This window comes from Kibdelosporangium persicum (assembly GCF_013280595.1).
GTDB lineage: Bacteria > Actinomycetota > Actinomycetes > Mycobacteriales > Pseudonocardiaceae > Kibdelosporangium > Kibdelosporangium persicum.
In genome coordinates, this window is record NZ_JAAATY010000002.1 from 427,541 (window position 1) to 450,641 (window position 23,101).

20 protein-coding genes and 1 tRNA gene are annotated in these 23,101 nt (G+C 68.4%); 12 read left to right on the forward strand and 9 right to left on the reverse strand.

Annotated features, from left to right (window positions below; genetic code table 11):
• Positions 1-168: 168 nt before the first annotated feature.
• The 5 genes from GC106_RS06555 to GC106_RS06575 all read right to left on the reverse strand — a co-directional run bounded on the left by GC106_RS06555 (position 169) and on the right by GC106_RS06575 (position 7,684).
• Complete coding sequence (locus GC106_RS06555) at positions 169-1,461, reverse strand: alginate O-acetyltransferase AlgX-related protein (RefSeq protein WP_173125427.1); 1,293 nt, start codon at positions 1,459-1,461, stop codon at positions 169-171.
• A gap of 28 nt (positions 1,462-1,489) precedes the next feature.
• A complete protein-coding gene (locus GC106_RS06560) occupies positions 1,490-2,617 on the reverse strand; it encodes a class I SAM-dependent methyltransferase (protein WP_173125429.1) in 1,128 nt (375 codons plus the stop codon).
• Positions 2,601-5,381, reverse strand: coding sequence for a glycosyltransferase family 4 protein (locus GC106_RS06565; protein ID WP_173125431.1), 2,781 nt, complete (start codon positions 5,379-5,381; stop codon positions 2,601-2,603). The genes GC106_RS06560 and GC106_RS06565 overlap by 17 nt, the downstream gene beginning before the upstream one ends.
• The gene (locus GC106_RS06570) at positions 5,374-6,582 is read right to left on the reverse strand and encodes a hypothetical protein (protein ID WP_173125433.1); all 1,209 of its coding nucleotides are present in this window, start codon (positions 6,580-6,582) and stop codon (positions 5,374-5,376) included. Before GC106_RS06570 ends, GC106_RS06565 begins: the two co-directional genes overlap by 8 nt.
• Positions 6,583-6,682: 100 nt before the next feature.
• Complete coding sequence (locus GC106_RS06575) at positions 6,683-7,684, reverse strand: hypothetical protein (RefSeq protein WP_173125435.1); 1,002 nt, start codon at positions 7,682-7,684, stop codon at positions 6,683-6,685.
• 400 nt (positions 7,685-8,084) lie between these two features.
• Here GC106_RS06575 and GC106_RS06580 point away from each other — a divergent pair, with 400 nt between their 5' ends.
• The gene (locus GC106_RS06580) at positions 8,085-9,848 is read left to right on the forward strand and encodes a putative glycosyltransferase family protein (protein ID WP_173125437.1); all 1,764 of its coding nucleotides are present in this window, start codon (positions 8,085-8,087) and stop codon (positions 9,846-9,848) included.
• A gap of 32 nt (positions 9,849-9,880) precedes the next feature.
• Entirely contained in the window at positions 9,881-10,399 is a 519-nt protein-coding gene (locus GC106_RS06585) for a hypothetical protein (RefSeq protein WP_173125438.1), read from the forward strand.
• A gap of 3 nt (positions 10,400-10,402) precedes the next feature.
• On the opposite strand, the gene GC106_RS06590 is transcribed toward GC106_RS06585, so the two are convergent.
• Positions 10,403-10,475 (reverse strand) — tRNA-Gly (locus GC106_RS06590).
• 262 nt (positions 10,476-10,737) lie between these two features.
• Here GC106_RS06590 and GC106_RS06595 point away from each other — a divergent pair.
• From GC106_RS06595 to GC106_RS06615, 5 genes are all read left to right on the forward strand, one after another.
• A complete protein-coding gene (locus tag GC106_RS06595) occupies positions 10,738-12,189 on the forward strand; it encodes a sigma-70 family RNA polymerase sigma factor (protein WP_173125440.1) in 1,452 nt (483 codons plus the stop codon).
• 117 nt (positions 12,190-12,306) lie between these two features.
• Positions 12,307-12,747 carry a DUF983 domain-containing protein gene (locus tag GC106_RS06600; protein WP_173125442.1) on the forward strand — a complete coding sequence of 147 codons (441 nt, stop codon included), beginning with the start codon at positions 12,307-12,309 and terminating at the stop codon, positions 12,745-12,747.
• Positions 12,748-12,855: 108 nt separating this feature from the next.
• Positions 12,856-13,083, forward strand: coding sequence for a type II toxin-antitoxin system Phd/YefM family antitoxin (locus GC106_RS06605; protein ID WP_217280092.1), 228 nt, complete (start codon positions 12,856-12,858; stop codon positions 13,081-13,083).
• A 119-nt stretch (positions 13,084-13,202) separates the two neighbouring features.
• Positions 13,203-14,066 carry an Fpg/Nei family DNA glycosylase gene (locus GC106_RS06610; protein WP_173125446.1) on the forward strand — a complete coding sequence of 288 codons (864 nt, stop codon included), beginning with the start codon at positions 13,203-13,205 and terminating at the stop codon, positions 14,064-14,066.
• 36 nt (positions 14,067-14,102) lie between these two features.
• A complete protein-coding gene (locus GC106_RS06615) occupies positions 14,103-14,573 on the forward strand; it encodes a DUF6247 family protein (protein ID WP_173125448.1) in 471 nt (156 codons plus the stop codon).
• A gap of 5 nt (positions 14,574-14,578) precedes the next feature.
• On the opposite strand, the gene GC106_RS06620 is transcribed toward GC106_RS06615, so the two are convergent.
• Genes GC106_RS06620 through GC106_RS06630 form a run of 3 tightly spaced genes read right to left on the reverse strand, consistent with a single transcriptional unit; the run spans position 14,579 to position 17,317 of the window.
• Complete coding sequence (locus tag GC106_RS06620) at positions 14,579-15,181, reverse strand: LutC/YkgG family protein (RefSeq protein WP_312872477.1); 603 nt, start codon at positions 15,179-15,181, stop codon at positions 14,579-14,581.
• Complete coding sequence (locus GC106_RS06625; RefSeq protein WP_173125452.1) at positions 15,174-16,601, reverse strand: lactate utilization protein B; 1,428 nt, start codon at positions 16,599-16,601, stop codon at positions 15,174-15,176. Before GC106_RS06625 ends, GC106_RS06620 begins: the two co-directional genes overlap by 8 nt.
• Positions 16,583-17,317 carry a (Fe-S)-binding protein gene (locus GC106_RS06630; RefSeq protein ID WP_173125454.1) on the reverse strand — a complete coding sequence of 245 codons (735 nt, stop codon included), beginning with the start codon at positions 17,315-17,317 and terminating at the stop codon, positions 16,583-16,585. Before GC106_RS06630 ends, GC106_RS06625 begins: the two co-directional genes overlap by 19 nt.
• A 138-nt stretch (positions 17,318-17,455) precedes the next feature.
• Between GC106_RS06630 and GC106_RS06635 the strand changes: the two genes are divergently transcribed.
• From GC106_RS06635 to GC106_RS06655, 5 genes are all read left to right on the forward strand, one after another.
• Complete coding sequence (locus GC106_RS06635) at positions 17,456-18,694, forward strand: sensor histidine kinase (RefSeq protein WP_173125616.1); 1,239 nt, start codon at positions 17,456-17,458, stop codon at positions 18,692-18,694.
• A 10-nt stretch (positions 18,695-18,704) separates the two neighbouring features.
• Positions 18,705-19,565, forward strand: a complete 861-nt coding sequence (locus GC106_RS06640) for a S49 family peptidase (RefSeq protein ID WP_173125456.1) — start codon at positions 18,705-18,707, stop codon at positions 19,563-19,565.
• A gap of 77 nt (positions 19,566-19,642) precedes the next feature.
• The gene (locus GC106_RS06645; protein ID WP_173125458.1) at positions 19,643-20,497 is read left to right on the forward strand and encodes a LytR/AlgR family response regulator transcription factor; all 855 of its coding nucleotides are present in this window, start codon (positions 19,643-19,645) and stop codon (positions 20,495-20,497) included.
• A gap of 82 nt (positions 20,498-20,579) precedes the next feature.
• Positions 20,580-21,011, forward strand: coding sequence for a hypothetical protein (locus tag GC106_RS06650; protein WP_217280093.1), 432 nt, complete (start codon positions 20,580-20,582; stop codon positions 21,009-21,011).
• Positions 21,012-21,090: 79 nt separating this feature from the next.
• Positions 21,091-22,836 (forward strand): sodium/solute symporter, encoded by a 1,746-nt coding sequence (locus GC106_RS06655; protein WP_173125620.1) that lies wholly within the window; start codon positions 21,091-21,093, stop codon positions 22,834-22,836.
• The last annotated feature ends 265 nt before the right edge of the window (positions 22,837-23,101 follow it).

Genomic DNA, 23,101 nt, shown 5'->3' on the forward strand with positions numbered 1-23,101 from the left:
GCCGCTTGAGCAGGACGTGCGTCAACCGGCCCAGGAAGAACGCGGTGACCAGGGCCACGATCGCGACATGTACCCACATGAGGCCTCCGTCGGTGGTCGTCTTACGTTCCTTGGACGTCCACGGGGCTGCGTCGGTTGAGTCTGTGACCCGGGTAACACGGTGGTGCGCTACTTGCGGATCGGGTTGTCCTTCAGCACACGGATGATGCCGTCCACGACCTCGGGTTGCAGCAGCTGGTTGTTGCCCGACGCGATGGTCCGTTCGACCACCTCGATGGCCACGACCTCGTTCTGCGCCAGCATCTCCCCGGCGGCCCGGCCGTTGTCGGTGTTCACCTTGCCGTAGTGCAGCACGGTCAGATCGCCGAACGAAGCGGCCAGGTACCGCAAGGCCCGGATGGTGAACGAGTCGCCGAGCATGCCGACCGACTGCGTCACGGTGCCCTGGCCGGTCGCGTGCCCGACCTGGACCGGCGTGGAGAAGTCCGGCGGAACGGCCCGGGTCTGGTCGCGCACGCCGTCCGGCTTCAGCGAGTACATGAACCCCTTGTTGGTCCCGGACAGGCCGATCAGCGGAGGAGTGTCGGCCGGGACCGAGTACTCCTCGGTCGGCGTGGTCACCCATTTCCGGGTGATCGTCGGGTGCACGGCCTCGGCCATCCGGCGGGCCATGATGATGCCGCCCTCGTCCCACCAGTGGCCGTCCAGCGGCGGGTAGACCGGGTGGCCGAGTTGCTTTCCGCGCGCCTGCAGTTCGCCGCGCAGGTCGACCATGCCCGCCTCCGCGGTGAGCAGCGGCCACATCTCGCCGTTCACCTTCTGCAGGCAGTCCTTGCCCGCGTAGGTGTTCGGCAGGTTCTCCGGCACGATCGTGGACTTGTCCGGGGCGACCACCAGAACGAACTTGCGGCCGGACGCCTCGACGCCTTCCCGGAGCCGGCGGATCAGGTCCAGTGTGGACCTGAGGTCGCGTACCTGGTTGCAGCGGCTGACCACGTCGTCGCCGTAGTACATCCAGCCGTTCTTGCCCTCGATCGCCAGCGGGATCGTGATGCCCGGGTTGATCTGGCGTTTGTCCCCGCCCTGCGGGCCGGGCACCCCGGCGACCGGGCCGGACGACTGCGGGCTGCGGCCCAGGGCCGGCGGCTCGCCGAACAGGCCGCGGCTGATCCCGTTGACCGCGTCGATCGCTTCCCGGCGGAACGGCAGGTGGTCATTCGACCAGCCGTTGAAATTGGTGAAGAACGACCAGCCGTCACCGGGATTCGGAAATGACGCCAGCCGGTGGTTCTCCAATTCCGTCGGACGCATTCCGACGGCCAGGGAAATGACCGGCATCGCGAAGAAGACGACCGCGCAGATGATCGCGGTGAGCTGCCGGGCGCCGTGCCTCGGCCGGTAGAGGGTGTGTTCCTTGGGCAGCCACGCTTCGTGGATCGGAGGTAACGTGCCGGTCGCCATGAGTCATACCCTAGCCCGGTTCGGCCGGTCATAGACCGTGATTGATGTCCACCCGGTATTCGCCGACCTCGATCGCGTAGAAGTAACTCACCCAATCGCTGCCCGCGCGGTCGTCCGGCGTGGCCTCGAGCACGGTGCAGCCGATTTGCTCGAACAAGGCACACACAAGGTCCTTGCGCACGCCGTGCATCTCCATCGCGCCGATGGTCGCCGGGGCGGCGGCGGGCTCGGGAGTGTCAGCCGGCGAAGGCGCTTCGACGGCGGGAGCGGCCGCACGGACCTCGACGGGCACGCGCACGGTCTGGCTGCCGCGATCCGCCCACCAGGCCACGGATTCCTGCACGACGTCGACTTCCAGCTCGTACGAGCCGGGCTCGGCGGGTGCCTTGATCCGGATCAGCGCCTCGGTGTGCTCGCCCGGCTTCAACGGGCAGCGGACACTGTCCCGCCCGTCGTCCTGCACGGCCATCAAACCGTTGCGGCGCCAGTGGTTGCCCGCGTTCAACAGCTGCCCGGACGGCCATTCGCCGTCACTGGCGTTGGTGACGCCGACGCGGATGTAGCTGTTCTCGCCGACTTCGAGCGTCGACGGCGCCTCCAGCACGTGCAGCTCGGCTTTGCTGTGCCACGGCGGGATCGGCCGCACGGCCGGGATGTGGCTCGGGACCTGGAAGAGCAGGTGCCCGCCGGGGCGGACGATCCTGGCCATCTCCAGCATGTAGCGCAGCGACAGCGCGGGCCTGATGTGCTGCAACGTGATCACGCTGATCACCAGGTCGACCGAGTCGTCGTCGAACGGCAGCGTGGCGGCGTCGTTGTGGACGAACCGCACACGGTCGGGGAACGGGTTGCTGGCCCGTGCCTCCTCGATCATCGAGCGGGCCACGTCAACACCGGTGACGTGCTTGAAGTGCTCGGCGAGGGCGTAGCTCAACCGGCCGACACCGCACCCGAAGTCCACGGCGGCGTCGCCGTACGGCCTGCGGTGCTTGTCCAGGACGTCCAGCAGCTTGCGGATCTCGGCACGGCCGCTGTCGAAGAACCTGGTCTTCGCCTCGCCACCGTGGAACTCGTGTTCGGTGAGCACCGCCCAGTACGGGTCGGACGTGCCCAGCGTCTCCCACGCGTCGCGGACCCGGTCAAGCTCCTTGCTCATCTGACGATTCCCCTCTGGCAAGTCGTTCGTCCAGCATCCGTTCCACCTTGCCGAGCTGCTCGGTCAGCTGCTCGATCCGGTCGGACACCTGGTTCTCCAGCAGGTCGATCCGCATGTTCTGGGCGTCGGTGGTGTCCACGAACCGGCGGTTGAGCCGGTCGAGCGCGTTCTGCACGCCGTCCGTCAGCGTGGCCATGACCTTGCGCTGATGCACGTCGTAGTGGTCGATCACGCGCAGCACGACGCGTCGCATCGCGGGCGCCAACGGCAGCCGCGACGGACCGTTCGTCTCCGCACGCCACCGCACCGCCTCGCGTGCTTCGACCAGTGGCCGCAGCACGGGATCGGTCGACGCCAAGGACGGTGACGATGTCTCGGTCTTGCGTTCCTGCCATGTCTTGTAGGCGTCCCGCAGTTGTGTGGTGACCCAGGCCGCGGCGGCCTCCGGGGAACGGGTCCGCAGGACGTACTCCCGGGCGGCGCGGCCACGGCGGTCGGCTTCCGCCGGGTTGTCCGCGATCTCCCGCATCGCCTCCGCGGCGGCGTCCAGATCCGGATCGGCCCACTGCGCGTTCTCCTGGTACGGCGCCCAGCCAGGGCCGACTTCGACCATCCGGTACGGGATCGGCCAGCCGACCTCGTCGTTGAAGAACTCCGTCGTGCTGGAGTAGTCCGTGGAGATGACGGCCATTCCGCGCACCATCGCCTCGGCGACGGTCAGGCCGAAACCCTCACTGCGGTGCAGCGAGACGTAGCAGTCGCTGTCGGCGTAGAGCTTGTTGAGCTCCGCCACGCTGAGGTACCGCTCGACCAGTTCGATCCGCGGGTCGCCGTCGATCACGTGCAGCAGGCGCTCAACCGCCTTCGCGTGCAGCTGCCCGTTGGTCGCCTTGATCACCAGCTTGACGTCGTCCCGGCCTTCGAACGCCTTCTTGAAGGCGGTGACCACGCCCCAGGGGTTCTTGCGCTGCCCGGTGCTGTTGTAGTCGAACGCGAAGAAGAACTGGACGGTCTTGCCCGGGTCACGCGGCGGCCGCGGCGGCAGCCCGGGATCCATCACCGGAACCGGGATCACCTTCACCGGCACCGGCGAGTGCTTGGCGAACGCCTTGGCGCAGAACTCGCTGACGGTCCAGATCTCGTCGACGAAGTCGTAGCCCATGTGCTGCCACGCCGGGAAGTCCTCGAGTTCCCACGCCCACAGCCCGATCCGGTACCGCTCGTGGCCGACCTCCGGGTAGCTGGCCATCAGCAACTCGGTCTGGTCGGCGTTCACCGCCATGATGGTGACCGGGAACCGCGGCCTGCCCGCGGTCGGCGGCAGGTCCAGCGCGGTGCTACAGGCCAGCGAGTGCTCCTCGACCACGGACACCAGCGGAACTCCGGCCCGCTCGACCACCTTGCTGATGATCCGGCCCATTTCGCCGAGCCCCAGTTCCGCGGTGAGGTACCCGGCGATGTTCACGCCGAACTCGTCGACCGGCGCCCGCAGCGACCGGGGTTCCTTGGGCAGCGCCCATTTCGGGACCATCTTCTCCTGCACGCCGTACGTCCGGCACCACTGCCGGTACGCCGCCGCATCGGCACCGCACGGCCACGGGAAGGCACGCTGCAGGTCACCGCGGTTGGCCCAGACGGCCATCAGCAACCGGTTCATGCCCGCCGCCTCCTCGGGCGGCGAGCTCGGCGAGGCGAGCCAACGCTGGAAGCCGACTCCGCCGTCGGGGCCGAACGGGTGCGGCGGGATCTCGGTGATCGCCCGCTTGAACCGGAGCTGTTCGGCGTCCGGCTCCTCGGCCTCCATCCAGGCGTGCCGGAACATCCGGCGCAACGGCATCGTCAGCTTCGTGCCGTCCGGCAGGGTGTCGAAACCGTACGGAACCGACTTCAACGGCTCGACGTACCCGTTGGCCAGCAACGACTTCCGGTAGTCGTCACACAGCCGCTTCAAGTCGGGGTGCTCGGAGAGCCGCACGCGCGGCCGGACCTGGCAGTGCCTGCTCAGCAACCACGGGTCCTCCGGCCGGTACCCGCTGAAGTGGAAGAACCGCACCGGCGCCGGGCCGGCTAGCAGCGTGCCGTCGGCCTTCACCGTCAGCGGCCGCTCGTGCAGGTTCCAGTACGCGACGTTGAAACCGGGGTCGCGGATCACCGTGTGCCGGAACAGGGTCGGGATCTGGTCGGCCCACCGCTGGTCGGCGAACATCTGCACGGCGGTGTCGATCACCGCGTCCTGGCGCAGCCGTTCGGCCCAGAAGTCCAGGAAACCCCTGGCGCCCCGGCTGACCGCGAGGAAGCCGAGGTCGAACATGCCCTCGCCGAGGATCGCCGCCTCGGTGGGTTCCCGGCCGTCCCGCGGAAGCGGGTTGAGAAACCGGGGCGTGAGCACGATCTCGTGGTTCGCGGCCAGCTCCGCCACCTCGGGCATCGGCGCGAACACCTGGATGTCCGGCTGGAGGTAGACCACGACCGGAGCCCGGTCGAGCAACCGGCGCAGCAGCAACGGTTTCACCGCGCCGGCCAGCTCGGCGACCGAGTACGAGGTCGCCATCCGCAGGTAGTCGGTCTCGCTGACGTCCAGCAGCTCCGGCCCGGCCAGCTGGTAGCCGTCGCCGGTCACGCCCTCGGGAACGCCATCGGTGACGACCACGACGAACTCGTGGTCCGGATGGTGGTCCAGGTACGACTTCGCCAGTACACGCGCGAGAGGCAGGTAGTTACGCGCGACGATCGTGCACGCGATGACGCCGAGTCTGTCAGCCATTCGCGGCCAGGATCTTCAGCTGCTCGGCGAGCAGGTCGTTGAACGCCTCGGTGACGGTCACCAGGTCGTTGCCCGCGACCTGGATGCGGACCAGGGTGTTCTTGTGGGCGTAGTGCGCCCGGATGAACGCGGGGGTCTCGCCCTTCTTGTCGGCCTTGGCCGCGACCACGCCGGTCGGCGGGTTCTCCACCGCTGTCGCGCCGTAGACCAGCTGCTGTTCGGCCAGCTTGTCCCGGGCGGTGGTCGCGGTCTCGGCCGAGGTCGCCTCGGTGGTGAACACCAGGACGTTGATGCTCTCCGGCGTGTCCGACACCGCCAGGCGGGCCTTGCCCGCGCCCGCGTCGGTCAGGATGCGGATCTCGTCCGGGGTGAGGAACTTCACGTTCTGCGCGTCCGCGAACGTCTTCACCTGGCTGAAGTCGGAGGCCTTGCCGGGCAGGTCCGCGATCGACAGCGAGTCGCGTGGCTTCGGCGCGGAGGTGGACGTCTGCGACGGGGGCGGCGGTGCCGCGGTGGCGCCCGGGTCGTTGTTGTCCTTGCCGGTGAAGAAGACGAAGTAGGCGCCCACGCCGAGGCCGATCACCAGCACTAACGCGACGAGGATCTTGGCGCCCTTGCCGAACTTCGAGCCCTTGTCCTCGGCGAAGACCTCCGGGCCCTGCGCGAGCCACGTCGGCTGCAGCGACGGCATCGGCTGGTCTTCCATGCCCCACGGCGACCCCTGGTTCGGGGCCGGCGGCGTGGAGTGCCACGGCGCCTGGTGCTGGACGCCCGGCTGCCCGACCGGCCGCACCACCTGCGTGCGCTCGGCCTCGGCACCCGACTGCGGGCCCACGACCTGCGTCACGTCCGGGTTGCCGCCCGGCTGCTGGCCCACGATCTGGGTGGACTCGTTGGTCGCCTCCCACCGGAAAGGCGTCGGGAAGGGCCCGCTGTTGGGCGACTGGCCACCGGGCTGGTGCACCTGCGTCGCCTCAGTGGACTGCGGTGGCTGCGCGGGCGTGGGTGGCTGCGGCTGCGGGGCCGGCTGAGCCGGCTGAGCCGGGAACGGGTTGCTGGTCGGCTCGGAGACCGCTGGGGGCGTCGTCGCCCCGGTGGCCGTGGCCAGCAGCTGATCCCTGCGTTTGCGGTAGTCGTCGGCGTGGATCCGCCCCTCCGCAAGCGCTTGGTCAAGCTGCCTGAGGTCTTCCTGCCAAGACATCCGACCCTCCAGAATCGTTCAACGGGTCTCATTGTTGCGCATGCTCCCCGAGCTCCCGACGTCGCTGTCGTCCGCTGGATATGCGCTGGGTATCGCGGTGTTACTTCGGCTTGATGGACGTGACCGCCATTTCGACGGTCCGCTTCATCGCACCGGCCACCTGCCGCTCGTTGTTCGGCCCCGACTGCAGTACGACGAGCCGGACGGCACCGCGTTCCGTCGGGTACACCGCTTCGTAGATCGCGGAGCCCTCGACGAGGATCTTCGTGACGGTCACGTTGGCGGGCAGGCCGTCGATTGTGGCCGAGGTCATGCTGGCCCGCTTGCCGCGCTCCAGTGCTCCGGAGACGATCCGTGCGCCGCCTGTGTCGGTCTGGGTCTGGAACGCGAAGAGCTGGTAGCTGAGGTTGCCGACGACGACCGTCCGGAAGTAGATCCGCTGCAGGTCGGTGGCGCTGAGGTACGCCGCCTCGTCCGGCCGGATCAGGTTGTTGGTCTGGGCCTGGTCGACCGTGAGCACGCCCGCGGTCGACAGCGGGGAGTCGGTCGGGTTCGGCAGCTTCTCCAGCGTCAGCTCGCTGCTGACCGGGGGCGGGGGCGGAGCGGCCGTGCCGTTGCCGGTGTTGCCGTTGCCGCGGAACGCGAACCACCACGTGCCCGCGGCGATCAGGGCGAGCACCACGACCGCGATGAGGAATTTGGGCACCTTGGACGACTTGGCCGGGCCGGTCGGCGGCGTGCTGAAGACCTCGGAGCCGATCATCGGACCGGGGGGCGGTGGCGGCGGCTGGCCGATCGGCGGGCCGGACGGCTGCTGTTGCGGCGCCTGTGGCGGCCGGGCCGTGGTCCACGCGCCCGGCGAGACCTGCTGGGTCACGTCGGCCGACTTGCCGGTGTCCGGCTTGGTGTCCCCGTTGAACGCGTTGGCGATGGACGGCTTCGCGATGGACGGTGACTTCTGGCGCTGCACCCGGCGCAGGCTGACCGCCCCGCTCGATGCCGCGGCGAGCAGTTCGTCGCGGCGTTTGCGGTACTCCTCGGCGCGGATCTGGCCCGCGGACAACTGCTCGTCCAAGCTCTGCAGCTCATCCTGCCAACCCATGTGTCAGCCCCCTTCATCCCGGCAGTGGAAGCCCTGTGGCGATTCTCGCTCCCAGCCGTCAGCGGTGCGGCGCGACCGGGGCGGACTTACGTATCGGCAAGGTCGAGGCCCTGCGAACAAGGACGGTGATCAATCCTCTCGGGTTGCCGGCGGTTCACCGTGACAGGCGAATCTTGCCATTGTTGTACTACGGACAGTTCATGGCGGTCACCCGAATGGGCTTATCGGGATGTCAGCGGTCGGCCTGACGCGCCCAGTGGACCGAAGTATTTGCTTTCGCATGGTCGGAGCGTTCCGTCGAGCGGTCCGCCCGGCCCGCCCCGGTCAAGTATTGTCGCCGCTGGGTGTTCGCTGCTCAAGGGACGCGCGGCCCGTGAATCCGGTGGTTGCGGGGGGATAGTTGATCACTGAAGCGGTTGCCCCTGAGCGCACCGGGTCGGGCTGGCTCGAGCCCCCGGCCCGTGCGGGGCGTGCCAGACGGCTGCGCGAGCCGCTGCTGGTCATGTCCGGCGGGCTCGCCCTGACGCTGGCCTTCTGCTGGCCGATCGTGCGTGACCTGCGGTCGACGGTCCTGTTCGACCTCGGCGACCCGTTGCTGCAGACGTGGGAACTGGCGTGGTTACGCCACTTCCTGTTCAACGGCGGGGAGTTCTGGACCGCCAACATCTTCAGCGGCGCGGAGAACAACTTCGCGTTCACCGACTCGCTGCTGGGTTATCTGCCGTTCAGCCTGATCGGCGGCGACGGTCAGCACGGCGCCATCCTGCGCTACAACGTGGTCTACCTCTTCGCGACCACACTCGCGTTCGCCGGTGGCTACGCGCTTGTGCGGCAACTGGGCGCCAGTTGGCACGCGGCGGCGCTCGGCGCGGTGATGTTCACGTGGGCACCGTGGCGGCTCGCACACGCCCACCACCTGAATGTGCTTTCGACAGGCGGAATCGCGCTGGCGATGTTCGCCCTGGCGCGTGGCCACGGTTTCTCGCTGCGGCACGGTTTCCGGCCGGAACTCGGCAAACCCGGCTGGGTCGTGGCCGGTTGGCTGATCGCGGCGTGGCAGATCTCGCTCGGCTTCGCCACCGGGCTGCCGTTCGTCTACGCCATGGGACTGATCACCTTGGCGATCGCGGTGGGGCTGGTGTTGCGGCGGCGCATGGTCACTCGCCGTCTCGTCATCGTCAATGTCGTTGGGGCCACGCTGTTCTTCAGCGTCACGTACCTGATGACGATCCCGTACCGCCGGGTCGTCGAGCTCTACCAGTTCACCCGGACCTGGGCCGACATCCAGAACTTCTCCCCGCCGCCGCAGGGACTCGTGACCTCGTCGCACTTCTCGTGGCTGTGGAGCGACACCGCGCTCACCCGCTGGACCTGGGAGATGGAGCCGGCGCCGTGGGAGAAGTGGATCTTCCCCGGCTTCGTGCTGCTGCTGTTCGCGGTGCTCGGCCTGGTGGTGAGCGTGTGGCCGCGCCGAGTCCGGATCTGGTTCGGCGTCAGCGCGGTCGTGACCGGGATCTTCGCGTTGGGCTCAAGCTTCTTCCACGGCACGTTCACGTACCAGTTGGTCTGGAAGTACCTGCCGGGCTGGGAAGCGCTGCGCACGCCCGGCCGGCTGATCCTGTGGACGACGCTGTTGCTGACCGTGCTCGCCGCGGGCGCCGTGACCAGACTGGCGCAGACGTTGGCGGACAGGAGAATCCAGTCCCCGGCCAAGCGCAGGCTGCTCAGCCTGGTGATGGTCCTGCCCGCGCTGGGCGCGTTGCTCGAGTCCGTGCCGGTCTACCCGTACGCGCACCCGCCCGAGCTGCCCGCCGGGCTGCGCCAGGAGTTCGAGCGGCACTCCGACGGGCCGATCCTGGTGCTGCCCATGGACGTCATCGGCGACTCGATCCCGATGTTGTGGTCCACCAGTGGATTCCCGCTGCTGGCCAACGGCAACTCCGGCAACTACCCGAAGCCGTGGGTCGAGATGTCCGTGGCCACCAAGGCCTTCCCGAGCAGTCGCAGCATCGAGACGTTGGAGAAGCACGGGGTCCGCAAGGTCGTGGTCGTGAAGTCGTTGCTGGACAAGACGCCTTACCGCCGATCGCTGACGCGTTCGGTCGACGGCCTGCCGGTGACCAGGGTCGACCGAGGCGACGTCGTGGTGTTCACCCTGCGCTGAGGCCGGCCTAGCAGATCAAGCTCGTGCAGCGGGTGGTCGTCGTCGTGGTGACCGGCGGCTTGGTCGTGGTGGTGGTCGTCGTGGTAGTGGTCTTCGTCACTTCTTTGACGGTCGTGACGGTCTTGGCGCTCGTCGTGGTGGTTTTCGAGCTCGACTCGGACGATGCCGAGGAGCTGGACGACGAGGAGGAGGAACTCGACTGGGAGCTTGAGGACGTCTGCTCAGGGGCGGACGGTGCGCTTGTCGTGGACGTCGCTGACGAGGTCGTTCCGTGCGTGGCCACGTGTTCCAGCTGCACAGGCGCGCGATCGCCGGTGTGGCCACTCGTGACACCGACGGCGAACAAGGCCGCGGCGGCAGCTCCCAGGAACGCCCCCACGGCCACCCGTAACGGCGCGCCTCTTCTGTCAGGCACGGGTTACACCTATCGGGTTAACCCGTTCGGGTCAAGCGAAGTGGACGAACTGACCAATACCGCCTGCCCGGAGTACCAGGTCCGGATACAAGAAAACGACGTGTGTCCTGACTGTCCGCGGACACACGTCGTCTGAGTGAGCGGATGACGGGACTCGAACCCGCGACCCTCACCTTGGCAAGGTGATGCGCTACCAGCTGCGCTACATCCGCGTGGCGTTCTTCAACGCTGAGAACACTCTACCTGACCGTCGCGCCCGGTTTTACGGAGGGCCGCCCTCCCCCGTACGGGTGTAGTTCATTCGCACGACACATGAGCGATTCAGGCAGCTGAACAGCCGAGCCGATCAGGTTATCTGGCTCACATCCATGGTCTGATGTCACGAAGAGTCTTCACACTACCCACACTCGGCGACGCCTGGATGTGGCATGTTGTTCAACGTTCGCGTGTATCCGGAGGGAGGTACCTAGCCGGATGACCGCAACGGGCAACCCTGCCCTCGACGCTGGCGAGGAACCGTTCCACGATCGGGACTTGCTCGCCGCTCTGCGCGCCGGGGAGGACGCCGCCTTCGGCGAGCTGTTCTCGCGGCACGCGGACGCCGTGCGGCGGTTGGCGCGGAGTCTCGCGGCCGATCGCGCGGACGCCGAGGACCTCACGGCGGAAGCCTTCTTCCGGGTGCTGCAGGCGATCCGCCGCGGTGCCGGCCCTGTCGACAACGTCCGCTCCTACCTGCTGATCGTCACCCGGCGAGTGGCGTGGGAGTGGAGCGAGCGGCGCCGGGACGTCCCGGTGTCCGACGAGGTGCTGTCGCACCGGGCGGGCGAGAACCCGGACACGTCCGGCCAGGCCCACGAACGCAACCTGATCACGCGGGCGTTCACCAGCCTGCCCGAGCGCTGGCGCAGCGTGCTGTGGAAGGTCGAGGTCGAGGGCGAGCGGCCCGCGGTGGTCGCGGACAACTTCGGCCTGAGCGCCAACGCCACCGCGGCGCTGGCCCGCCGTGCCCGCCGTGGGCTGCGCGCGGCCTACCTCCAGGCGCACCTGTCCACCCACCACGGCTCGACCGGCTGCCGGTCAGTGCTGGAGAAGCTCGGCGCGTACACCGCCGGGACGATCAAGGGCGCCGAGCGGCGCCGCGTGCGTGCCCATCTGGTCAGCTGTTCGTCGTGTCAGTCGACACACGACGAGCTGCGCGACGTCTGCGCGGGCCTGCGTTCCTATGCGGGCCTGATGGCCGCTCCGGTCGCGCTCGGCGGGCTGGTGGTGCACAAGACCGGGTTCTGGACCACGCTCAAGGGCCTGGTGGCGTCCACGGGCGCCAAGCTGACCGTCGCCGGGTCGTCGGTGCTGGCGGCCGGTGTGGTCGGGCTGACGGTCGTGCCGGGCGAGCCCGACAACGCGGTGCTGGCGGCGCTGGACTTCACCGGGCAGGGGCCGTCCGAGCTGATGATCACCGAATCCCCGCTGCCCGAGGTCACGCCGGCGACCGGGTCGCTGACGTCCGCCGTGCGGTCGACGCGGACCAGCCGGGCGAAGCCGGAGCAGCGGAACCCGCTGCCGGACTCCCAACGGGACCACGACGACGCGGGTCCGATGGCGGTGCCCGGCGAACCGGCCGCGCCCGAGGTCAAGCACCGCGAGATCGAACTGCTGCTGGGCCGTGACTCGTCCTCGCCGACCGGCGCGCCCAGGGACATCAACGCGTCGGGGACGGAAGGCTCGACCAGCGTGCTGGTCGGCCCGCCGGACGAGACGTGCCCGACCAGCACCGACCGGAAGATCGCCTCGGAGACCGGGACACCTGTGTCGACACCCGAATCGGAGACGAAACCGACGGTGGCGACGACGGAGCAGACGACTCCCGCCCCGCGGAACACCACCAAGTCCACATCGGCCGAAACCACCGGCAAACCGACGCGCTGAGTGACGATCGACTTTCACCCGCTGGGCCTAGTCACGACACGGTACCGTTGAGGACGTGCGCGACCGCAGACCATGGGTCGGCGCCTACGCAGACGTGTCGTGGAGGAGGCGAACAGCATGACGCGCCTGGTACGTGGTGCAGACGGCCGTATGTGGACCGTACGTGGCGAATTGGAGTGGGGGCGCAAGCCCGCCACCGCCGAGGACTTCGAGCACGATGTGAGCGGTGGGCACGGCCCCGGCATCGTGATGGCGCTCCTGGTGATCCTGCTGGGGCTGATCTGGGTGGTCAGGATGCCCGCGGACGTCGTGGTGCCCGCCTGGGTGGTGCTGGCGCTGCTGATGATCTTCCTGTTCTTCCCGGCCCGCTGGGCGCTGCGCCGCCCGTGGAAGCTGGTCGCCGAGACCGGTGACGGCACGCCCGAGGCACCGGTCGAGAAATGGGTCGGCACGGTCCGCGGCATGTTCAACGTCCGCTCCGAGGTCGCCAAGGTGGCCAGGGACATCCAGCGCGACACGATGCCCAGCTTCGACGGCCCGTTGCATCCCGTGGAGTGACAGACCCGCCCAGTGGAGTGAACTTCGCGTCACTCGTGGCTTCTTGCCGCCCGATCTTTCCCGGACGTACAAAACTCGTACGTCGCAGGAAGGGCGCCAGTGAGAACCATGAGCTACTCCGAGTCTCGCGCGAAGTACGCCGAGACCCTTGACTCCGTGGTCAACGACCGCGACGAGGTCGTGATCACGCGCGCCGGACACGAGCCGGTCGTGATCGTGCCCCTCGACGACTACCAGTCGCTCAAGGAGACCGTTTACCTCCTTCGTAGCCCGGAGAACGCGCGGCGTCTGGTCACCGCCATCGAGCGACTGGAGTCCGGCGGCGGGAAAGCATGAACTCGTTGAATGACGAGTTCGCAGGCGAAGAGATCCGAATCGCAGCCTGCCGCTACCACTACGGCAAATAGTGGTGGCGGCAGAGTGACAGACCCGCCCGGTCGGGTGAGACTGTCGGTGTGCCAGAACTACCTGAGGTCGAGGCGCTCGCGCATCACCTGCGTGAGTTCGCGGTAGGCCGTACCGTCCACCGGGTCGACGTGGCCTCGCTGCAAGTGCTGAAGACAGCGACGCCACCGTGGACCGAACTGCACGGTCGCACAGTGACCGCCGCGGGCCGTTACGGCAAGTACCTGGACATGGACTGCGACGGGCTGCACCTCGTGGTCCATCTCGCCCGTGCCGGCTGGCTGCGCTGGGCGGACACTCTCAGCGCCGCGCCGCCCAAGCCAGGCAAGGGTCCGCTCGCCCTGCGCGTGCACCTCGGCCCGCCCGGCGAGGGCCCCGGCTTCGACCTGACCGAGGCGGGGACGAAGAAGGGCCTCGCGGTGTGGATCGTGACCGATGTCCAGCAGATCCCGCAGATCCAGTCCCTCGGCCCGGACGCGCTGTCACTGTCCGTCGAAGACTTGACGAACCTGCTGTCCGGCCGCACCGAACGGCTGAAGAACGCCATCACCGACCAACGCCTGCTCTCCGGCGTCGGCAATGCCTACTCCGACGAGATCCTGCACACCGCCAAGCTCTCGCCGTACGCGACCGCAGGCAAGCTGACCGACGGCGCCCTGGCCCGTCTGCACGAAGCCATGCAGTCGGTCCTGAAGGACGCGGTCGACCGCTCGGTAGGCCAGTCCGCGGCACGCCTGAAGGGCGAGAAACGCTCCGGTCTCCGCGTGCACGCCCGCACCGGCCTGCCCTGCCCGGTCTGCGGCGACACGATCCGCGAGGTCTCGTTCGCCGACAAGTCCTTGCAGTACTGCCCGACCTGCCAGACCAACGGCAAACCCCTCGCCGACCGCCGCATGTCCAAACTGCTCAAGTGAGCTGCGCGGACTTCTGAAAAAGTTCAGAATTGAGGCGTGGCTACCGAGGTGCAGTGGAGCGACCTGCAGCGTGATCCCAGGAGCGTCGCCGCACTCGCCGACGAAGGCGATGTGCGAGTGCGCCGCCGGGATGGCGTCGCGCTCCTGCTGACCAGGGAGGACCGGGTCCTGTCGGCGGCCGAGGGCTCTGTGGCCGCGGCCAGAGCGTTGCGCAATGTGCTGGCTCACCTGCCTTCCGACCTGGTCACCACCGCACTGCTGGACGAGTTCCCGTGGGTGGATGTGCTGCCCGACAGCGAACGTGCGCAGTTCGTCGCCGATTTCGCCCGCGCGTTCCAGGCGTCGGCGGAGCTCGGCCAGTGGTCGGTCCTGGCTCAGACGATCAGGGAATGGCAGAGCACCGCTGCCATCCATGCCGATCCGGTGCTGGCCAGGCAACTCAGCCGTCCGATCGACGACGATCTCGGTCCGGTGCCCGCACCGACGCATCCCAAGGGCACTGAGTGATCGGCTCAACCGTTGACGATCAGGACTTCGAGGGTTCGGGGGCCGTGTACGCCTTCGACCCGGTCCAGTTCGATGTCGCTGGTCGCGGACGGGCCGCTGATGAACGTCAACGGCCGGGTGGGTTCGAGGCGTTCCAGGGCTTCGGGCACTGTGCCCGCGATCTGGTCGGCTCGGACCACACACAGGTGGTAGTCGGGCAGCAGGGTGATGACACGGCGGCCTTGGGCGACGCCGCCGTCCAGCACGATGGTGCCGGTTTCGGCGATGCCGGCCGCGCAGCCGGTCAGTACGCCGTCGCACCCGTCCAGGTCCGCGTTCGACAGCGGCTCGTGCAGCCACGTCACTTCCGGCACGAGCCATTCCGCGGGCAGGTCGGGCGGGACCGCGATTCGCTTGCCCGCCAGCAAGGACCGGACCATGGCCACGGGGTCGTCCACTCGGTGCACGATCGCCCGGTAGTCGGCCACCCGTTCGGCGAAAAGGTCCAGTACCGACGGGAAAGGCCGGGAGCGCTGGTATTCGCGCGGGATCGGCCGGGCCGCCGGGCGGTTGCCGAGTGCGGTGCGGATCCGGCCCAGGATCACGTCCTTCGCCGCCGAATCAGCCACGGGTCCGCTTCCACCAGGCACTGAACGACTCCTTCGCGGGTGCGGGCAGGTCCCGGCTGTCTGTCCACTTCGAACCGGGGAACGGCAGTCTGCGGATCTTCCCGCCCCGGGCCAGCAATCGGCCGGCGGTGGCGAGGCGTTGTGCCACATGGAATCTGCGGGGCCCCGCCATCACCCACGACATCGCCGCCATGCCGATCGCCTCGGGGCTGTACCGGGGTTTCGCCGCAACGGCCTCCGACCGCAGGTGGACGAGCACGGAAGGGATGTCGATCCGCACGGGGCACACCTCGAAGCACGCGCCGCACAACGAAGACGCGAAAGGCAAGGACGCGGCGTGCTTGTCGTGCATGTCGCCGGCGAGTTGCGGGGTGAGGATGGCGCCGATCGGCCCGGGGTAGACCGAGCCGTACGCCTGACCACCGGTCCGCTCGTACACCGGGCAGACGTTCAGGCACGCCGAACACCGGATGCACCGCAGGGCCTGCCGGCCCACCGTGGAGGCCAGGGTGTCGGTACGGCCGTTGTCCACCAGCACGAGGTGGAAGTTCTGCGGGCCGTCGCCGGGTGTCACGCCGGACCAGATCGACGTGTACGGGTTCATCCGTTCCGCGGTCGACGAGCGGGGCAGCAACTGCAGGAACACCTCAAGGTCCTGCCAGGACGGCACGAGCTTCTCGATGCCCATCACGGTGATCAGGGTCTCCGGCAGCGTCAGGCACATCCGGCCGTTGCCCTCGGACTCCACGATCACCACCGAACCGGTCGACGCGACACCGAAGTTCGCGCCGGACACGGCGACCTTGGCGGACAGGAACTTGCGCCGCAGGAACGCCCGCGCGGCCGCGGCCAGTTCGACGGGTTCGTTCGTCAGGTCCTCGGTGCCGGGCATGGTCGTGCGGAAGATGTCCCGGATCTCCGTGCGGTTCTTGTGGATCGCGGGCACCAGGATGTGCGACGGCCGGTCGTCGCCCAGTTGCACGATCAGCTCGGCGAGGTCCGTCTCGATCGGCTTGACGCCGCCTGCCTCCAGCGCCTCGTTCAGGCCGATCTCCATGGTGGCCATGGACTTGATCTTCACGACCTCGTCCGCGCCCGCCTCGCGGGCCAGCCGCAGCACGATCTCGTTGGCTTCGGCGGCGTCCGCGGCCCAGTGCACGACACCACCGCGTGCGGTCACCGACTCCTCGAACCGCAGCAGGTACGTGTCGAGGTTGGCGAGCACCTCGTCCTTGATCGCCTCACCGGACAGCCGCAGCTGCTCCCAGTCCGGCAGTTCGGCGACCGCGCCCGCGCGCTTGTTCCTGATCAACCCCGTGGCGTGGTTGAGGTTCCGACGCAACTGGTCGTCGGCCAACGCCGTGCGGGCGGCTGTCGGGAAGGCCGGGCTGCCCAGCCAGGTCACCGGGTTGCGGCCCATGGCTCCTCCTCGGTGCTCGCCAGGATCTCCGCCAGATGCACCGGATGCACTCCGGCCCGCAGCCGCGACAGCCCGCCGCCGATATGCATCAGGCACGAGTTGTCGCCTGCCGTGACTACGTCCGCGCTGGTGTCGAGCACGCACGACATCTTGTCCGCCAGCATCGCCGAGGACACGTCGGCGTTCTTCAGGGCGAACGTCCCCCCGAACCCGCAGCACGAGTCGGCCGCGGGCAGCTCGACCAGGTCAAGGCCTTTGACCGCACGCAGCAGCCGCAGCGGCTTGTCCCCGACACCGAGCATTCGCAGCGAGTGACACGTCGGGTGATACGTGACCCGATGCGGGAAATACGCGCCCACGTCCTCGACTTCGAGCACGTCGACGAGGAACTCGGACAGCTCGTACGTCGGCGGAGGCGTGACCGACAGGTCGGGGTAGACATGCCGGACCATCCCGGCGCAGGAACCGGACGGCACGACGACCGCGTCGTAACCGGCGAACACCGTGGCGACGTTGCGTGCCAGTGGAGCGGCCTTGGCACGGTAGCCGGTGTTGAAATGCATCTGGCCGCAGCACGTCTGCGCTTCGGGAAACTCCACTGAACAGCCGAGACGCTCCAGCAGCCGGACCACCGCGCGTGCGGTGTCCGGGAAGAACGTGTCGGTCAGACAGGTCGCGAACAGCGCGACCCGTCTGGTTGCTCGCTCGGTCGGCACACCGACACCCTGCCTGAATGATTCATCGGATGTCTACTAATCTAAGAGCGAGAGCTTGCCTGTGGGTACCGAAAGCCAGAGCATTGACAAGTGGTCCAGTTCCTGACCGAGCACGTCGTCCTCAGCGCCATCGCGACGATGGCCGTGCTTGGCCTTTTCGTCTTCCTGTGCCGGACGCGGCGCGTGAGCACGTCGGTCGATGAAGCGCAGCTGGACGCGATCCAACGGCTGTCCAAGGCCGCGCCGGAACTCCGTGGCGGGCTGACCGAGGCCTCGGCCGACCAGACCGCGAAGCACCTGGTCGAGCTGCTCAAGTGCGTCGCGGTCGGGCTGAGCGACGCGAACGGCTCGCTGCTGTCGTGGGACGGGCAGGCCAACCACCACTACCGCGACCTGGCCGATCACATCGTCGCCGCGGTCTCGCGCGGGCAGCGTGAGCACGTGCCGCACGAGAGCCTGCCGTGCAGCAGGCGCGGCAGTTGCCCGATGCGCACGGCGGTGATCGTGCCGCTGATCGTCGAAGGCGCGGTCGAAGGCGCGCTGATCGTCGTCGGCGGAGTGAACTCCAGCCGGCTGATGCGGATGGCCGACGAGGTCGCGAAGTTCGTCTGCATCCAGCTCGAGCTGGCAAAGCTCGACGAGGCCAAACAGCAGCTGGCGCAGGCCGAGGCACGGGCGCTGCGGGCGCAGATCTCGCCGCACTTCGTCTACAACGCGCTGAACACGATCTCCTCGCTGATCCGCACCGATCCGGAGCAGGCTCGTGACCTCGTGCAGGACTTCGCGGACTTCACCCGCTACTCGTTCCGGGCGTCGGGCTTCTTCACCACACTTTCGGAGGAACTGCGCAACATCGACCGGTACCTGACCATCGAGAGCGCCCGCTACGGCAACCGGCTCAACGTCCGGCTCAAGATCGCGCCCGAGGTGCTGTCCGTGGTGGTGCCGTTCCTGGTGCTGCAACCGTTGGTGGAGAACGCGGTCCGGCACGGCATCGCGCGCAAGCCCGGCGGCGGCACGGTCACGGTGATCGCGCAGGACAACGGTTCCGAGGCGCTGATCAGCGTCGAGGACGACGGCGTCGGCATGGACGCGGACCGGCTGTTCGCGGACCTGCGGGACGCGCACAAGACCGGCTCGCACGTCGGCATCGGCAACATCAACCAGCGGATGCGGTCGGTGTTCGGCGACGAGTACGCGCTGATGGTGGAGACCGCGCCGGGCGCCGGGATGAAGGTCATCCTGCGGGTGCCGAAGTCGTTCCCCGGTGTGCGGCCGGCGCTGCCGGACTACTCGCACCCGGAGGCGGACGACGACTACGCCCCGGTGCCGGGCCCGGCTTCGCCATCCGCCAACGGTCACGCGCCGAGTCCGTAGAGTTTTGGTCATGAGCGTGACCGAGAAGCTGGTGTCCCGGTTGCCCGGGTTGGGTGACCGGATCGACCGCAAGCCCGTCGTCGCCGTGGTCAAGTTGCACGGGGTGATCACGCCGTCCCCGTCGCCGCTCGGCCGCGGTTCGATCAACCTCAACTCGATCGAATCCGCGTTGACCAGGGCCTTCGGCCACGACCGGCTGGTCGCCGTGGCCCTGCAGATCAACTCGCCCGGCGGCGCGCCGACCCAGTCGGCGCTGGTGGCCGAGCGGATCAGGCAACTGGCCGCGGCCAAGGGCGACGTGCCGGTCATCGCGTTCTGCGAGGACGTCGCCGCCTCCGGCGGGTACTGGCTGGCGTGCGCGGCCGACGAGATCTACGCGCACCGGACGTCGCTGATCGGTTCGATCGGCGTGATCAGTGCCGGGTTCGGGCTGCACGGTCTGTTGGAGCGGGTCGGTGTCGAGCGCCGCGTGCACACCGCGGGCACCAACAAGATGCGGCTGGACCCGTTCCAGCACGAGAAGCCCGAGGACGTCGAATGGCTGGTCGGGCTGCAGGGCCAGCTGCACGAACAGTTCGTCGACTGGGTGTCCGAACGGCGGGGTGACCGGTTGACCAAGGAGTTCGACGACGTGTTCTCCGGCGAGGTGTGGACCGGTGCCGGCGCGGTGGAGCGGGGACTGGTCGACGGGCTGGGCTCGTTGCGTGGCGTGATCTCGGAGCGGTTCCCCGACGCCGAGGTCTCCGTCGCCGAGCCGCGGCGGCCGTTGCTGGCCAAGCTGGGCGTCGGTGGTGGTGCGGCGACCGGGTTGCTGGGCGCGGCGATCGAGGCGATCGAGCAGCGAGCCACCTGGTCGCGATTCGGTCTGTGATCCTTGTTCCGGCGAAGATCACTCGGCAGAGTGGCGGTAAGGATGGCCATGGACATGAGGACGGTGCGATAGGCAAGATGCACCCCACCGTGACTAACGAGAGCGCTGCCGGACTCGTCGTGCTGTGCGTGGACGACGAGAAGGCCGGCATAGAGATGATCACCGAGCGGCTGGAGAACAACCGGCACGTTCGCAAGATCCTGACCGCCTTTGACGCCGCCGAGGCGCTGCGGGTGCTCAGCGGCAACGACGAGGAGCTGGTCACCCGCCGCAAGGCCGGGATGCCCGCGGTCGACGCGGTGTTCTGCGACCTGAACATGCCGGGCCTGACCGGCATCGAGATGGGCCGGGTGCTCTCGGAGTTCAACCCGCCGCCCTGCCTGGTGTTCGTCACCGGCGTCGGCGGCGACGAGGCGGTGGACGCCTTCGAACTCGGCGCGGTGGACTACCTGCTGAAACCCCTGAACGACCAGGCCAGAGTGGACAAGGCGGTCGACCGGGTGATCGCGAAGCTGCGCCTGAACAACCTGCCCGCGTCCGGCGCCGCGCCCGGTGCCGTCGCGGTGCCGGAGAGCAGGGACGACGAGGTCATCCCGGTCGAACTCGCCGGCACGACCAAGCTGGTGGCGCGCAACTCGGTCCGGTGGGTCGAGGCGCAGGGCGACTACGCCAGGCTCTACACGTCCGAAGGGTCGCACCTGGTCCGGATTCCCTTGGCACAGCTGGAGGAACGCTGGGGCAAGGTGGGTTTCGTGCGCATCCACCGGTCGTATCTGGTGCCGTTGAACCTGATCACCGAGCTGCGGATGGGAGCGTCCGGGTACACGGTCGTGATCGGCAGCGAGGAGAAGGAACTGCCGGTGAGCCGGCGGCACACGCGTGAACTGAAGGACAGGCTGGTCCGGTCGCCGCGGGCCGGTTTCGGGTCATGACCGGCCCGGCACCCCGTGTCCGCCTTTCCGGCACCCCGTGTCCGCCTTTCCAGCACCGTGAAATTCCCCCGGGAGGGCCGGCATGAGCAGGCACTCCGCCGGGGCCGGGCCCGGCAGATCCCCGCGCGACTCGCAGGAGAACGGCGTCGCCGGTCCGCCGCCCCGCCGCAAGCGGGTCGTGCTCGCGGATTCCCGTGCGCCCGTCACGGTCCTGCGTACGGTCGTCGAGCTGGAAGAGCAGACCAGCTACGGCGAGGAGCTGGTGCGCGGATTCATCCGGATCCAGTTCCGGACCGCCGTCCGGCTGGCGTTGCTGGCGGCCGTCCTGCTCTGCGGCCTGCCCGTGTTGTTCTACTTCGTCCCGGCCATCTCCGACATCACCGTGGCCGGGGTACGGCTGCCGTGGCTGTTGTTGGGGGTCGCCCCGTTCCCGGTCCTCTTCGGTATCGGATACTGGTACAACGTTCTGGCCGAACGGCACGAACGCGACTTCGTCGACATGGTCGAGAAGTAGCCCGAAGGGTTGTCCAGTGGGTGGCACGGCCGTTGAGCTGAACCTGTGGGCCGTGTCCGGCATCGCGCTGGTCGCGGTGATGACCTTCTATGTCGGTTTTCGCAGTTCACGGGCTGCCAGCACGACTCAGGACTTCCTGGTCGCCCGGCGGACGGTCCGCTCCCGCCGCAACGCCGCCGCGGTGTCGGGCGAGTACCTGTCCGCCGCCTCGTTCCTCGGTGTCGCCGGGCTGATCCTCAAGGACGGCGTCGACGCGCTGTGGTACCCGATCGGGTTCACCGCCGGGTATCTGGCGTTGATGTTGTTCGTGGCCGCGCCTTTGCGGCGGTCGGGCGCGTACACGCTGCCGGACTTCGTCGAGGCCAGGCTCGGGTCGTCCGGGCTGCGCAAGCTGGCCACGTTCTTCGTGATCTTCATCGGCGTGCTGTACCTGCTGCCGCAGTTGCAGGCCGCCGGGCTGGTGCTGTCCCGGATCATGCCTGTGCCGCAATGGGTCGGGCCGGTCATCGTGATCGTCGTCGTGGTGGTGAACGTGTTCGGCGGCGGCATGCGGGCGATCACGGTCGTCCAGGCCTTCCAGTACTGGCTCAAGCTTTTCGCGATCGCCGCGCCGACCTTCGTGCTGTGCGCGATCTTCATCGGGCGTGGTGGCGCCGGGACGGACACGACCGCGCTGACCGCCGACGCCCCGCCGACGTTCGCCGAGACCACCACGGTCCGGGTCGAGACGCCGGTTCGGTTGCAGGTCAAGGAACCTGTGTGGTTGTGGGCCGACGGCCGGGTCAACGGCGCGCCCGCGTCGGGTGACGTGTTCTGGCGGCCCGAGGTCGGCGAGGTGACCGTCGACGCGGGCACGACCTTGCGGTTCAACGCCGGTTCCGCGGTCCCCGTTGTCGCCGGGGCGCCCGCGGACAACGAGAGCTGGGCGAAGCCGTCGTCGGGCGGCGCTGGTGACCTCTTCACCACGTACTCGCTGATCTTCGCGACATTCCTGGGCACGATGGGGCTGCCGCACGTCCTGGTCCGCTTCTACACCAACCCCGACGGCAAGGCCGCGCGCCGCACGACGCTGCACATCATGCTGCTGCTCGCGTTGTTCTACATGTTCCCCTTGCTGCTGGGCGCGTTGTCCCGGATCTACGTGCCCGAGCTGCTGGTCACCGGCCGGACCGACGCGGCCGTCACCACGCTGCCGGTGAAGGTCATCCCGGGGATTCCCGGCGAGATCCTGAGCGCGGTCACCGCGGCCGGGGCGTTCGCGGCCTTCCTGTCGACGTCGTCCGGGCTGGTGGTGAGCGTGTCCGGCGTGCTGTCCACGGACGTGCTGCGCGGCCGGGTGCGTGACTTCCGGTGGGCCGCGCTGATCGCGGGGATCGTGCCGCTGGCCCTGGCCCTGGTGCTGCGGCCCAACGACGTCTCGCTGAGCATCGGTGTCACGTTCGCGCTCGCTGCCTCCACGTTCTGCCCGGTGCTGCTGCTGGGCATCTGGTGGCGCAAGCTCACCTGGGTCGGTGCGGGCGCGGGCATGATCGTCGGTGGTGGCCTGGTGATCGCCGCGATCGCGTTGGACGTGGTGAGCCGGTACACCGGGGACTGGGCGCCGTCGTTCGTCAAGCAGCCCGCGTTGATCACGGTGCCGATCGCGTTCTTCGTCGTGTACATCGTCAGCAAGGCGACGCATCGGCGGCAGCCGGGGGATACCAGCCGGACGCTGCTGCGAATGCACGCGCCGGATCCGCTCGGATTCATTCGCGACCGCGACGTCGCCCGGTTCGGGACTGCCGAAGAACGGGCCCGGCTGGCCGACGGGCGTCACCGTCGGTGAACTCAAGACAACTCGTCGGCGACACAAAGTCTTCTTACGGGTGCAAAATATTCCAACCGCCGGTTTACGCGTCCCCCGATCCGGGTAATCCAGTTCCCCTCTTTTGAGCGATAGCGATCATGAAAGGAGTGTGGGGGCACTTCGTCGGACGACAATGACCGTTCACCGCATCGCCGAACAGGCTGAGCGACACTGCCCGAACGGCCGCTTACGCGAAGGTCATCGCTTACCTAACGTCCGATCAGTTGCCCGGACACGAAGTGGC